Annotated in this window: 15 protein-coding genes; 11 read left to right on the top strand and 4 right to left on the bottom strand. The window is 49.8% G+C overall.

Features of this window, described 5'->3' with window-relative positions:
• Positions 1 to 10 precede the first annotated feature (10 nt).
• The 9 genes from ACTRXD_RS17980 to ACTRXD_RS17940 all read left to right on the top strand — a co-directional run bounded on the left by ACTRXD_RS17980 (position 11) and on the right by ACTRXD_RS17940 (position 6,232).
• Positions 11 to 733, top strand: a complete 723-nt coding sequence (locus ACTRXD_RS17980; protein WP_442433159.1) for a hypothetical protein — start codon at positions 11 to 13, stop codon at positions 731 to 733.
• Positions 734 to 924: 191 nt separating this feature from the next.
• A complete protein-coding gene (locus tag ACTRXD_RS17975) occupies positions 925 to 1,164 on the top strand; it encodes a DUF5132 domain-containing protein (RefSeq protein ID WP_442433158.1) in 240 nt (79 codons plus the stop codon).
• Positions 1,165 to 1,182: 18 nt separating this feature from the next.
• Positions 1,183 to 1,485 (top strand): hypothetical protein, encoded by a 303-nt coding sequence (locus ACTRXD_RS17970; RefSeq protein WP_442433157.1) that lies wholly within the window; start codon positions 1,183 to 1,185, stop codon positions 1,483 to 1,485.
• A 30-nt stretch (positions 1,486 to 1,515) separates the two neighbouring features.
• Positions 1,516 to 1,905 (top strand): HMA2 domain-containing protein, encoded by a 390-nt coding sequence (locus tag ACTRXD_RS17965; protein WP_442433156.1) that lies wholly within the window; start codon positions 1,516 to 1,518, stop codon positions 1,903 to 1,905.
• Positions 1,906 to 2,046: 141 nt separating this feature from the next.
• Positions 2,047 to 4,650, top strand: coding sequence for a heavy metal translocating P-type ATPase (locus ACTRXD_RS17960; protein WP_442433155.1), 2,604 nt, complete (start codon positions 2,047 to 2,049; stop codon positions 4,648 to 4,650).
• Positions 4,651 to 4,731: 81 nt separating this feature from the next.
• On the top strand, positions 4,732 to 4,971 hold the full coding sequence (locus tag ACTRXD_RS17955) for a DUF5132 domain-containing protein (RefSeq protein ID WP_442433154.1): 240 nt from the start codon (positions 4,732 to 4,734) through the stop codon (positions 4,969 to 4,971).
• Between the two features lie 62 nt (positions 4,972 to 5,033).
• Positions 5,034 to 5,252 carry a hypothetical protein gene (locus ACTRXD_RS17950; protein WP_442433153.1) on the top strand — a complete coding sequence of 73 codons (219 nt, stop codon included), beginning with the start codon at positions 5,034 to 5,036 and terminating at the stop codon, positions 5,250 to 5,252.
• A 139-nt stretch (positions 5,253 to 5,391) separates the two neighbouring features.
• Positions 5,392 to 5,727 carry a hypothetical protein gene (locus ACTRXD_RS17945; protein WP_442433152.1) on the top strand — a complete coding sequence of 112 codons (336 nt, stop codon included), beginning with the start codon at positions 5,392 to 5,394 and terminating at the stop codon, positions 5,725 to 5,727.
• 379 nt (positions 5,728 to 6,106) lie between these two features.
• The gene (locus ACTRXD_RS17940; protein ID WP_442433151.1) at positions 6,107 to 6,232 is read left to right on the top strand and encodes a hypothetical protein; all 126 of its coding nucleotides are present in this window, start codon (positions 6,107 to 6,109) and stop codon (positions 6,230 to 6,232) included.
• Between the two features lie 606 nt (positions 6,233 to 6,838).
• On the opposite strand, the gene ACTRXD_RS17935 is transcribed toward ACTRXD_RS17940, so the two are convergent.
• Positions 6,839 to 7,060, bottom strand: coding sequence for a hypothetical protein (locus tag ACTRXD_RS17935; protein ID WP_442433150.1), 222 nt, complete (start codon positions 7,058 to 7,060; stop codon positions 6,839 to 6,841).
• A complete protein-coding gene (locus tag ACTRXD_RS17930) occupies positions 7,057 to 7,182 on the bottom strand; it encodes a hypothetical protein (RefSeq protein WP_442433149.1) in 126 nt (41 codons plus the stop codon). Before ACTRXD_RS17930 ends, ACTRXD_RS17935 begins: the two co-directional genes overlap by 4 nt.
• Positions 7,183 to 7,694: 512 nt before the next feature.
• Between ACTRXD_RS17930 and ACTRXD_RS17925 the strand changes: the two genes are divergently transcribed.
• Positions 7,695 to 8,687, top strand: a complete 993-nt coding sequence (locus ACTRXD_RS17925; protein WP_442433148.1) for a DUF481 domain-containing protein — start codon at positions 7,695 to 7,697, stop codon at positions 8,685 to 8,687.
• A 15-nt stretch (positions 8,688 to 8,702) separates the two neighbouring features.
• Here the strand turns inward: ACTRXD_RS17925 and ACTRXD_RS17920 are convergent, their stop codons facing one another.
• Positions 8,703 to 10,874: a cation:dicarboxylate symporter family transporter gene (locus ACTRXD_RS17920; protein ID WP_442433147.1), complete on the bottom strand. Its 2,172-nt coding sequence runs from the start codon at positions 10,872 to 10,874 to the stop codon at positions 8,703 to 8,705.
• Between the two features lie 579 nt (positions 10,875 to 11,453).
• Between ACTRXD_RS17920 and ACTRXD_RS17915 the strand changes: the two genes are divergently transcribed.
• A complete protein-coding gene (locus ACTRXD_RS17915) occupies positions 11,454 to 11,840 on the top strand; it encodes an HMA2 domain-containing protein (protein WP_442433146.1) in 387 nt (128 codons plus the stop codon).
• A gap of 90 nt (positions 11,841 to 11,930) precedes the next feature.
• Here the strand turns inward: ACTRXD_RS17915 and ACTRXD_RS17910 are convergent, their stop codons facing one another.
• The gene (locus tag ACTRXD_RS17910) at positions 11,931 to 13,220 is read right to left on the bottom strand and encodes an outer membrane beta-barrel protein (protein WP_442433145.1); all 1,290 of its coding nucleotides are present in this window, start codon (positions 13,218 to 13,220) and stop codon (positions 11,931 to 11,933) included.
• Between the last annotated feature and the right edge of the window lie 206 nt (positions 13,221 to 13,426).

Below are 13,426 nucleotides of genomic sequence, written 5' to 3'. Positions count from 1 at the left end.
AGGCAACCCCATGGCAAGCTTTGAAACAGTCCTCTCTGCACACTTTCCCAAGGCGATGCCACAAGGTGTTTTTGTCCAACGCTCATATGCACTCTTACGGGCTGAGGGCTTCTGCGCTGAGAACACGATTGCCTTCGTCAGCGTGTGCCGGGATGAACTGACGTTGCCTCTGGTCGAGGAAGTGAAAAAAACCTGGGGCGAAGCCTTTATCTTTTCCAGTCTGGGCGGCATGCTCTTTCTCGGAAAGACCGGATTTTTAGCGGCGCAGCACCATGCGCCGAATGAGGATGGACGTGAACGATATGTCTATTTTGCCCTACCGCACATCGGCGTGGATGCAAAAGGCGAGATTGGTCGCCATGATCGTCCGGGACGCTTTCAACCGTCCCATGCCTGCGGAGCGTTGCACGGATTTCAGATGGAACTGGCTAATCGGTGCGTCTCTTTGGGCATTGATCCTGATGACATTGAGCAAAGCCTGCTGAAACAACACCTGTTCCGCAAACTCACTTACGGTGATATCCCGGATCTGTTGAGTCTCACGAAAATTGCGTATACGGTCATTCTTGAGGAACTGGAACGAATGATCCACTTAACCGTTGACCCCCTTCATAATGACTATGCCGTCCTGACAGGCATCCAAATTCACGGTCCCCAAAACATGGAATACATCTGGCCTGGAGAGACCTACTGGGTCCGGGAGGGAAATCGACGGGGCTTTGCCTTGTATTAAGCAGAAATTGTTCGGGGAAACCCAGAAGTCCTAAGTTTTTGTAACTTTTTGAGGAATTTTTTGTGGTGTTTGATTTTTCAAAAAAAAAGCATCCATACTAATGAAAATTCACTTGAAAAAAAAATCATTTATATTTATAAGAAAGACCCTGTGGAAGAATTGTGAATAAGTACTAGGAAGGAGGACTTGAAATGGAAGCTGTAATTGGCGGTGCTGTGGTTGGAGCTGTGGCGGCAGTGGCAGCCCCTTCGCTTATTTCGGGAATTGGAGGGATGCTTCGTCCCTTGGCGAAAGAAGTCCTCAAGGGGGGAATTGTGGCCTATACCGCTGTTTCAGAAATGGTTGCCGAGACCGGGGAACAATTCAATGACATTGTCGCCGAGGCAAAAGCAGAAATTGCCCATCCCGCGAAAGCCAAATCCTCAAACTAAAGCCGATTAGGTCGAAATATGTCTCATCCTGATAAAGAAGATCCTGAATCAACGGGCCACTCCCAAGCCGGGAGGGGTCCCGGGGGAATTTCTGGAGCGTTCCGCCCTTTAGTCAAAGAGCTCGTGAAAGCCGGGCTCGTCGCATATGAAACGGTTTCAGAGAAGGCATCAGGCTTCGGGAAGCGATTGAATGATCTCGTAGAAGAGGCACGCTCGGAAACGATGAAAACGCCCTCCCCTGACAATGCCCCCGAAGAAACCGAAACAAAAGGCAGAGCGAGCAAATCTGGAAAGGCGAAGGATCCACACAGAAAAGCCTGAGGGAAGCCCGGAGAGGAATAAGGAAGACCAATGAAAAACGAAAAAGACATTCAGGTTGTGCATGCTTTGCCTGATCGAGTGCGTCTTAAGCTTCACAGGCTGAAAAACAATATGGCCTATGCCGAGGAAATTCAACGCCGGCTTCATAACGTTCAGGGGATTACATATCTGGAGACCAATCCCAAGACAGGAAGCCTTCTCATTCAATACGATCCTACTGTCTTAGAAGTGCTGGCCCTTCATCCGTCCATTTCATCCTCTCTGGGCATTTCCTCCCCTGAGGTCAAGCCATTAAACAAAGCTGCCCCTCCTGCCAAAAGTCGCGTGAAACCCATAAAAACTGTTCGCAAGGCCGGCACCAAAATCGAGAAAAAAACCAAATCTAATAAATTTTCCAAGAAAGCCAGAGGCAAATCTTAAATTTGACGCTAGCAGCCATGGCAAGAAAGGTGATTGAAACCACAGGATAAAACTCCACCGTATCCCTATAAATACGAGTTTTTAATTCACACAGATGTATTCCCCCAACCTTCACTTCATTAAAGTAAAGGAATTATTCCCATGGGCGTTCATTCGGCCTCCATTGTTCATGCTATTCCAGGGCGTCTTCGTGTAAAACTGTCTGATGACAAACAAAATTTTGACTCCGCGGAAGCGATCGATCTCAAGCTTTCCGAGTTGGAAGGGGTAGATGAGGTCACAAGGAATTTAACCACCGGTCACCTCATTCTTCACTATGACGAATGTCAGGGAACAAATCCAAGTTTCTTCCGTTCCGTAGCTGAGACCCTTGGAGTCTCTCCAAGCGATTTCGCCATCGCCAACCTCGAATCGTCGTTGGGGCAGACCGTGCATGATCAGAACAATGGGAATGGAGTGAAGTCATCTTCGAGAGAACAATCCCTCAACCCACCCGCCACCATTCCCAATATCATGGCCTCCTCGAAGGTTGTCCATTCACTTCCAGGACGAGTGCGTCTTCGTGTCCCTGCCTTGCAGATTCGTCCCCGGCTTGCCGAAGCCCTCCCTATCTTTTTACAAGACCAGGAGGGCATTCAGGAGGTCAGTGTCAATTCCAGCTGCTCGAGCGTCACGGTGATATTTGCCTCAACCCTCTGGGACGGAGAAAGACTCTGCCAATTCCTGCGAGACCTTCGGCATGAGGACATTGAGGCCTACCAGCCCAAACAGGTCATACAAGAACAGGCAGAGAATGCGGTCGATGAGGAATCGGGCCCTGAATTGTGGTACTCAAGCACCGGAATTGCCATCGCCCTGTTCGTGGAACCACTGGCGCCGATTGCGGTCCCCGCCTTCCTCCTGGCCGCTGCACTGCCTATGCTCAAACGAGCCTACCATTCCGTCGCGGTGGACGGGAAACTGAATGTGGATGTGCTGGATGCCTCCGCGACGGCTCTGATGTCGATACAAGGCGCCTTTCCCATGGCGACCGGTATGGTCTTTTTAATCAATGTGGCCGACTATATTCGTGACCTGACCGTATTGCAGTCCAAGAAGGCGATTGAAGAAGTCCTGGCCTACCAGAAGACTCGGGCGTGGGTCATTCGCGACGGGCAAACCACTCAGGTTCCTGTCAGTGAGATTCAACGAGGAGAAACCGTGGTTGTCTACCCGGGGGAACGGATTTCCATAGATGGGACCGTCCAATCGGGCAAAGCCCTGGTGGATCAGGCTACCCTAACCGGTGAATCCATGCCGGTCGAAAAAAATCCCGGCGATCCGGTCTATGCCGCCACAGTCCTGCGTGAAGGGGAACTCTACATTCAGGCTGAACAAATTGGAGATGAAACCGAGGCCGCACGAATTGTGCGTTTAGTTGAAGGCGCCCCGGCCAGAGAGACCAAAATTCAAAACTATGCCGTGAAATGGGCCAATGACCTGGTTCCCTATAGTTTTGGACTTGGAGCGGTGGGAGCCGTCATTGGCGGCGGAATTCCCGGCGCAGCGGCAGTGCTAATTGTGGACTACGGAACGGGAATCAGAATCGCAGCTCCCACGACCGTTCTTTGCTCCATGACCAAAGCGATCCGCCATGGCATTTTGATCAAAGGCGGGCGACACATGGAGACCCTGGCTGAAGTGGATGCTGTGGTCTTTGATAAAACAGGCACCTTAACCATGGGACACCCCGATGTAGTGGACATTTGCCCACTTGGCTCCTTCACCGCAGATGAAGTCTTGACCCTGGCTGCGGCTGCGGAGAATCGCTTGACACACCCTGTGGCCCAAGCGATCGTCCGTGCTGCGCAGGAACGTGGCCTGATGATCCCGGAGCGGACCACCTCCGACTACACGCTGGGGCTTGGCGTTGAATCCATAGTGGACGATAAGATCGTGCTGGTGGGCAATCACCGGTATATGGCGGAACACCGCATCACGCTTTCAAAAAAGATCAAAAAGCAAATCAGCGACATGGAAGATCGTGCCGTCTCTCCCCTCTGTGTGGCCGTGGATGGGAAACTCGCAGGCCTGTTGTCCTATACCGATCCTATCAGACCGGAGGCCATTGAGGTGATTCAGGCTCTCAAGAAACGTGGGGTTAAAGAAATCGCCATGCTCACCGGAGATCATGAAAAAGTCGCCAAACGCGTTGCCATGGATTTGGGGATTGACCGCTACATCGCCGAAGTCTTCCCCGGCCATAAAGCGGATGTGGTGAAAGACTTGCAACGACAAGGATATAAGGTGGCCGTGGTGGGAGATGGGATCAATGACTCCCCGGCCCTCGCCTTTGCCGATGTCGGAATTGCCGTGGAGGGTGGCACTCAGGTCGCTCAGGATACGGCCCATGTGACCTTACTCCATGGAGGCCTATGGAAAATCCCCGCGGCTATTGACATTAGTCGTGAAGCGATCAGCTTGATCCATCAAAATTGGAAAATTATATCTATCCCGAATACCATTGCGCTGGGGTTGGCCTGTATTGGAATCCTCGGTCCCATCGGCGCGACTCTACTCAGTAATGGATCAGCCATCATTGCCACCTTGAATGGCCTTCGACCCATTATGGGAAAGCCAGCCACACCACCACGGCTTATGCCGGTGATGGAACCACGCGTGGTGAAGCTTGATATTTCTGAAAACGGGGGGCAAGAACAACGCTTTGCCGTGTTAGAAGGGGAACTCCTCGACATCCCGGCGTAACCCCATAGGGTTGAGAAGTTTTATTGATCGCATACTTCGAGAGTATTCACGCAAACCTGTTCAAGAAGGGAGGTAGTCTTTATGTTGCCGATCATTGGTGGTGTGGTCGTCGGAGCGATTGCAGCATTAGCTGCTCCATCGCTTGTTTCGGGAGTGATTTCAGGAGCGCGGGCGCTCACCAAGGGAGTCATTAAGGGCGGAATGGCGGCCTACACCGCGACATCAGAACTCGTTTCTGAGTCAGGGGAACAAATTCAAGATCTTGTCGCTGAGGCGAAATCCGAAGTCAAACAAGCAAAAAAAACACACGTTGAAAGCTAAATCTCTCCCTAACGGGAATAAGAGAAGAGATTCATGGGAGATTGAAAGAAGAGGAGGATGTCATGGAGACAGGCGTTGCGGGTTTGGTGTGGGGCGCGATCGGATTCGCGGCTACGGCCGCGGTAGGGTATTTTTCGCCCTACCTCATTTCCGGTCTTCAGCAAAGTGTTCGCCCTGTTGTCAAAGGAGTCGTTAAAGGAGGCCTGATAATCGAAGCGACCTTTTCAGACCTGGTTAGTGAGGCTCAGGCGGAATTGACACATTCATCATCGTCATCATAATTCTCTTGCATCGCTAGAGGTCGGGATCAGCGATATCCAGACCTTGGACTCTTCGCAGAGTTTTACAACCCGCCATGATTTCGTTAGAATTCCGTGGTGGATTGGGGATATGAGTTTTTTCATTTTTAAGGATGTCTATATGCCAAAACGCGCAACCAGGACAATAGAGACAGAATCATTGACTGATTCAATCGCCGGGAGTGGCAAGGAGGCACTAGGGGGACTCGAGGGAGCCATTACCTCGCTCACCGGTGGGATTTGGGAAACATTTCACGAACATCCCAATGTCGGTGGCGTCTTGACTGGAGGTTTGGGGATGGCTGCAGCCATGACCGTTGGTGTCGCTGAGATTGTGGCAGGGGTCGCCGCAGGCTATCTCGGATACAGAATTTTTGCCTATGGGGAAACGTTTACCGAAGCCATTGAAAAGACCATCGAGTTCAGAGAAGGCAAGCTCTCAAAAGATGAGCTCTAACAATTCATTCTGCTTGAATACCAAGGACTGTTGGCTATGGCAGTCGGGCTTCATACCTTCACAGTAGTCTTTTCCGGGTTGTTCAAACCCAAGTATGCCCTACTCTCGATCATCAAACCAAATTTCGAGAAAACCTTCGTCCTTTTCACAAACTTTTTTGGTGAAGATATACGTTGTTGAGCCATAAACTTTTTCATTTTTCATCTTTTCCATGAGGTCATTGATTAAAATTGTCGATTGCCCATTCAAGAAGGCCTGTGATTTAGCTCATCATGGCAATTCACAATGGGTATTCAGAAACTATCAAAAAAAAGGACCAGATGGAAATTCAGGAATAAATGGGAAAGAGTGCTATCCACCCAAAAAAGGAGGAGTCACCATGAGTAAATCATTTTATAATTTTATGGGTTGGCTTTCGTTAGTCGTGGGTACTGTCTTGTTTATCATTCCGGGATTGCCGGGAGCGCCGATCCTTCTTCTTTCCAAATACTTCTTTTCCATCTAAGTGGAAGAAGTCATACTGTTGCCCTGAAAGCCAATAGACAGTTCAACTCTACCGTGTCAAAGGCCATGATGCCATGGCCTTTTTGTCTGAAATTCTCGCGTCATTCTTGGAAGTGCCGGCGGCTTTTTTAGTCTGAGGTGTCTTGGCCGTTTAGTACTTTGGGTACACACCCGGGAATCCAAAAAACTAGCGTCTCATGCCTTGGGCATGGGATGCTTTTTTTTAAGCTCAAGAATCTCTTGTGAGGAAAAACCGATCAAGACAAGGATAACTACTTTGGCTTGTCAAAAATTATCTCTCGAGTATTTGAAAACTTCTTATTCGGGATCTCCTTGCGCTCCAAGTCTTCATTGAACCCGGCGTCCCTCCCTTTTCAGCTATTCGAGTTCACGGTGCTGCGTGTTCACATCCTGCCGGAGCCAACGCAGATTTTTGTAGTCGGAGTGGGGTTCCGTAGACGAGTTAATCAACGTGTTTCATCGTGAATCCCGCCGGTTTTTTATGTACTCCCGATCCATATTTCATTTCAACAGAATTTTATTTACAATCAGGAGGGTCCGACATTGTAGTTGAACCGACCCTGGTGGTTATCGTTTTGCGGTTTGGTCATTTGCCTCTCCATGTTTTTAAATAATTGATCAAGTGGTGTTTTCTCGAAAAGATCAGGCTCAAAATCTGTAAGATTGTATAAAGCAAAGACTCGGTATTGATCCGCATTTTCACGGTGGCGATCAGGACATCCACCGTAATGGCGATCCAGTTTTGCGTCTTAACGGGATTTTCGCTACTGCCGAATAACCGCTTGACCAAAGATGCTGTTTGATTCACTTGAAGAACAATTCAGTTTGCCAGCGCCAAGGATCCAGCGGCCCGATGGACAGCGCAGGCAAGTCGAACTTGTTGGTGAGAAAGACCACATGCCCGTCATATTCAGCATCGTCGAACTTCATGCGGCGCAGGTGCTGCGATTAATCCATGCTGGCTTTCGCAGCGGTCAGCACAATGGTCCGATCGCAACACAGCCCCGTGGATGTGTCCACGGAGCGAGAACCGATGCGAAGAAAGCTAAACCGGGATTGGCGCCTCTGACAAAGAGCACCTATGCTTGAGATAGAACGTACCAGCAAGCTCCATGAGTGGTGCGAACACCAATTGGCCTGAATACATGATGGACAACTCCTGGAGAAAAATCCCAATTTACCCCAAAAATCCCATTCAAGTCGGTGGCACCCATCAACATCCTATTACCTATTACAGATCAAGTGCTTATATAACGGTCTTGGCACAATTTCCGGACGCGACTGATTTACCATGATCTCCTCACGTTGCCGGAAAGGGAAAAAGAGCGTGGCCGTAAACCGAGAGGTCACTTTTTCCAGGTCCTCCCTTTCTCTCCGGATAGTCTCCATTCATGACTTTTAGGCACTTTCAAACGAAAAATCTCGCAACATGGTCGGCCATCATGACTCTCACGTGGGTCCTAATGTTAGGAACCTCCTCGTTGGTTTGGGCAGTGGATATCATCCAATTGAAGAATGGAGACCAGGTTTCCGGCGACATTATTTCGATGGAAGACACGGTCCTGTCAGTAGACACGGATTATGCCGACATTATCAAAATCGACTGGGACGACGTCAAAAACTTGATTTCCGACCAGCCTATTTGGGTCTCTTTTCATGACGGGGCGGTCATCCCGGATGGAGTCGGCCACAGGGAAGGGGACCGCTTAATCGTGTTTCGGCTTGATCTGGATGGTCCGATTCAACTGGACAAAATTAAAACCATCAACCTCTTTGCGCTGGCATACAGAGGAACGCTCAGCCTCGGCGGCAGCGTCACCTCCGGGAATACCGACACTCAGTCCATAAATGTCTCGGGATCGCTTACCGTTAATAAAGGCTGGCATCGGATCATTCTGGACGGCCGGGCCAATCGGGGAGAGGCCGACGATAAACTCACAGCAAAAAATGGCGCCTTCAATGCCCGGTGGGATTATTTCCTATCTAAGCGGGTGTATGTGCCGGTTATTAATTTTTCGGAATACGACAAGTTTCAAAAACTCACCTACCGGAATACGACTATCGTTGGCGCAGGTTACGATATTCTAGATAGACGGGCAAATTTTTTAACGGCGGGCATGGGGCCTACGGCCATCTATGAAAACTATAGTACCAAGGCGGCGACGGTAATTACAGGCTTTTCGTGGCTGGCGCGATGGGAACTGGAATTTCTCAAAGGAGACCTGAAAGTCTGGCATCACCATATCGGAACCCGGGACCTTGGTCGGGACAATGCGGTCCGGATCAACGCGGTGCAGGGAATCAGCGTCGACGTCTACAAAGACCTCTCCGTCAGTCTCGAATATAATGTTCGATACAATTCCGAGCCCGTCGATAACCGTAAATCCACCGACAGCACCATCGTCTTCGGCCTCAGCTTGGATATTGAGGGGTAAGCAAAAGAAAGCTGATTAATCCACCCAATGCAGGGCGTCACGAATAACCGACCACCGGGGTGTTTTCTTTGTCGCTCCTCTGCCTAAAATCCAATGTTCAAAAACCGCCTCGAACGTTCCGTCCCGTTTTTTCAGTCTTAGCCAGGCATTCACAAAATCCCCTAAGTTCCGGTGACTTTTGGGCATGGGATAGACAAGAGGGATTTTGATGAGGTTGGGAAGAGGGACGGCCACCGTATAGGCAGGGTAAATCAAGGTCCAGGCCGAGCCAGCTTCGGCGACATACAGGATGGCATCCAGATCTTTGCCGCCATCCTTGAAGAACTCACGCGGCGAATTGAGGGGTACCAGGCTGGCCTGGGGTAATAAATTTCGCGCAAGGGCTTGATAGTACTGTGAATAGGAAGATATTCCAATCTTCAAATCACCAAGTCTGCGAATTTTTTCCCAGGAACTGAAGACTTCTTTGTCATGATCTTTTACCACGAAGGCTATCGTAGCATCCAAGGATACATCGGAAAAAATCACCTGGTTGGTCATTCCCGGTCTGAGGGCCGAACCGGACATCACAATGTCACACTTGTTGCCATTGAGATATTCCACCATTTTGCTACGGTCCGGGAGCCGGATAAATTCAACATTCACCTGGAGATCATTGGCGAGCAAGTGGGCCATTTCGATGTCGAATCCCACCAATTTTCCGGTCTTATTCTGGAAGGCAAACGGCAAACTATCCCTGAAAAACCCGACTCGAAGCACACCGCTTCGCCGTATGGTTTCCAGGTCCATGTGTTCGGTCGAGTCAACGATTTCCGTTTCAGGAGTGAACTCCCGAATCGTGTTCTTTGCAGGCTCATATCTCAAGTCCATTTCGACAAAGGCCTGATATTTGGTGTATTCGGGATCGATCGCACAGGTAAAAAACAGGCGAGTCCCTCCAATAAGTAGGACGCCGGTTAGGATACTCACAGTCAGATAGCCCGCAAGTTTTCCCCATTGGACACGCAATTTCCCCGCCATGGCACAACTTCCCAGAAGGCCAAGCACCCACATGTGCATAGCGGCCGTCATTGTCCCCAATCGACCGGTGAAGACATCGACGGTCACGAACAGTTGAAACATGTCCGCAGGAATCCGGAAAAGGTTCAGCAAAAATGGAATCCCGATCAGGGTGCCGCCAAAGAAACTTGCCATGCCCGACACCAAAAACCCCGGGTAATGCGCCGGAGAGAGAGCAGATCCGGCAAACCATCCCGCAAAAGGGACGAACGCCAGGCTGAGCAACAAACCTGAAGAAGGAAAGGTATAAGAAGTCGGCACAATGACCTCGATGGCGGAAGTGGTTTCATCATCTGCTAATTCCGCTTCTTCGAGGAGTTTCCGACCTCCTTCCGTCAGCAGGGGAAGTATGATCAGGGAATTACCAGTTGCAAAGGCCGTAACGAGCGCTCCCCGCACCGAACGTAGAATTTTCACGTAAGGCAACGGAGTGAGATTGGCCACCAGGGCCGGCAGGACCCAGAACGTGAGGAAGACTGCGGCCACCATCTGCGAAATGAGAAAGATCTGTAAACGTCCCAATTCTTCGAAATTCAAGGTTCCCGCCGCGCTGGCCGCGATGGCGAACACACCCACAGGGGCCAATTTCATCACAAAAGCCGTCACTCTGGTCATGGCTTTCATGATGACCTCCAGCACCTCAAGCATGGCCTGTTTTTTTTCGATGCCAATCAACGCGACTCCCACCACAATGCTGAACAGCACCACCGCGGGCACGATACTATTGGCTAGAGAAAAAAATGGGTTGGCGGGGATATACAGCTGAAGAAAATCGATCGGTTGGGTCTCTTCGACTAGGGAGGGGCTGAAAAACATCGCCGATGGCCAGTGAGGGAAGGTCAGAGGGAGGGCGGCCACAACAGTCAGCGTGATGACCCATAAGATTCCCAAAATTCCACCCGCTTTCCGGCCCAGAGAGATAGCATTTTCATAAGTCAGGCCCCCGAGCCCGTTCATTAGAGAGGCCATCAAGAAGGGCAGAACAGCCATTTGCAGTAATTGAACAAAGGCCTGGCCGACAATACCGATCGGTTCGGTGAGTTCCCCCAAAAAAATTCCGGCCATAATTCCCAATCCCATTCCCAGAAGAATTTTGGCGGACAGGCTCAAACGCGGAGTGGTTCTCACAGGCTTTTCCATGAGAAGAAGGGACGGTCCTATAAATTACTATCCTAAATGAAAACGTTCAGGCCCTTTTTATCCTACATGTTCAGCAAAAGTACAGGTTTCAGGCAAGCACCCAATGTGAAAACCGAGAAAATTGAGCCGGCTGGTTGAATGTGGGTGGGAAAGTAGGTCAGTCTCGATTGATGGGTCTTGCCTTTTAAGAATGCGAAATCCAAATCCTCTTACTAAAGCAGGTTGGGTCGGAATATGTCTCAGCCTGATAAAAAAGATCCTGAATCAACGGGCAACTCCCAATCCGGGAGCGGTCCTGGTGGCGTTTCGGGAGCGTTCCGCCCATTAGTGAAAGAGCTCGTAAAAGGCGGGCTCGTCGCATATGAAACGGTTTCAGAGAAGGCGTCAGGCTTTGGGAAGCAATTGAATGATCTCGTAGAATAGGCACGCTCGGAAACGATGAAAACGCCACCTCCTGACAGTGATCGCGAGGCAACCGAAACAAAAGGCAGAGCGAGAAAATCTGGAAAGGCGAAGGATCCACACAAAAAAGACTGAGGAAAAAATGGAGAGGGATAAGGAAGACAAATGAAAACCAAAACAGATATTCAGGTGGTGCATGCTTTGCCTGATCGAGTCCGTCTTAAACTTCACCGGCTGAAAAACAATATGGCCTATGCCGAGGAAATTCAACGCCAGCTTCATCAAGTCCAGGGAATTACACATCTGGAGACCAATCCCAAGACCGGAAGCCTTCTCATTCAATACGATCCTGCTGTCTTAAAAATGCTGGCCCTTCATCCGTCCATTGCTTCCAGTCTGGGCCTACCCCCTGATGTCAAGCACTTAAATAAAAACGCTCCTCCTGCCAAAGGTCGCGTCAAATCCCTAAAAATAGTTCGCAAGGCCGGCACCAAAATCGAGGGAAAAGCCAAATCTGATAAGACTTCCAAGAACGCCATAGGCAAATCTTGAATGTGACGAAAGCGGCTATGACAAGACTGGTGATTGAAACCACGGATAGAACTCGACTGAATCATTCTAAATAAAGAATTTCATGACGGGCTAAAAAAGAGTGATAAGTTCAAGCGCCAAAGTTTCCTGATGATTGGCCGATCCATTCCCGATTTGGAAGACATCCTGATTAGATTTATCGTAGCGAAATTCCAGGCGGGACATGAGGAAGGGGAAAGGCTGAAACTGAAGGGTGGCGGTGGTTTCCCAGAGGGTCTGTGTTACCGGTGGTGCCGAACTGTTTGATGTGGCTCCAAAACAGACATTCGATTTGGGAGGAGCTGCCACACCCAAACAGGTCACCGAACCGCCGGCATCCTCAAACAGTTCAGCCCGCAGGCGGATGCTCCATTTCGGAGTAAACTCATAGGTGGCATATCCGGCCACACCATTCCATCGAGCGTTCTTCCTCGGACTCAACGCGCTGCTATCCGCCTGATTGGCAAAGTAGGCTTCAAGAGCCAGCTCGACTTGAGGAACTGGCTCCAGGTGAATGAATCCCCCTCCCTGTATCCGGTCCCCACCAGGAGTTCCAGGGGGGCCGTCTATAAATCCATACAAGCCATACAAAGTGACATGAATGGATTCATGAGGTGTGAATGAGAGTGCCGTTTCGAGTTTGGGATGCCGAATTGAGATCGGGACGAGGTCTCCGGGTTTGACATGTCGAATGAACGCGTTACGCTGCGAGGTTACAGAATTAATCGCCGCCATAGAAAGGGTGAAATAGGGGTTGAACTGATAGGTCAGGCGGACTCCCACGGTGGTAAAAGGCTGGCCCAGGTTAAATAGAAAGGATCGAGAGTAATTTAAATTGTATGGACTTTCTAGGACTTCGAAGCCAATGAGCGAATTGATGCGCCCGATTTGAATATTGATCCCGTTGCCAATGGGAGCCAGGTATTGGAGATAATGTTCCTGGAAATCGGCGTCATTTCCCACATTGGATCCTCCCACCGTTCGAGAGTCCGACCCAATATTAAACTTTAATCGGACCCCAAACCGGTTCAGCCAATTTCCCTCATTCTTGGCCTTCCGTTCCAACACAAACTGTGCCAAATGTAGTCGAATGGCATTCGACCCCACGTCAAATCCTCTCAGATTATTAATGCCGGTAGAGGGACTATTAAAATTATAATCATAGGACGCATCGCCATATCCGTAAAACGCTAGGCCATACCATTCATGGGCATATTGCGAGAAAACGCCGCTATTTTCATGGGCATGGGCCCTTTCCTCCAAGGTCTTGTGTTTGCCTACTACTGGGGGGGAACTGGGCACCACAGGAGATTTATCATTTTCCGTGCCTTCGACAACAAAAGCATGGGAGGATAGAAACATGAAAACGAACGTCAGAAAAAAATATTTACACCGTCTGTCACCTGTCGTTTCGGGCTTCGTAACCAGAACAAATGAACGACGATTTTCCAACGGTCCGCCTTTTATTCCTGCCGCCTAACAATCGTTGCCACATCGGATTGCGTAAAAGCATTAGCAGGTTGAATTGAAACTTGTCGATGATTCGGCCGGATCAACTAACTGCTTGA

The organism is Nitrospira sp. T9, assembly GCF_052156535.1.
GTDB lineage: Bacteria > Nitrospirota > Nitrospiria > Nitrospirales > UBA8639 > Nitrospira_E.
Note: the sequence above shows the minus strand (reverse complement) of the source record. Positions and strands in the feature narration are given on the sequence as shown.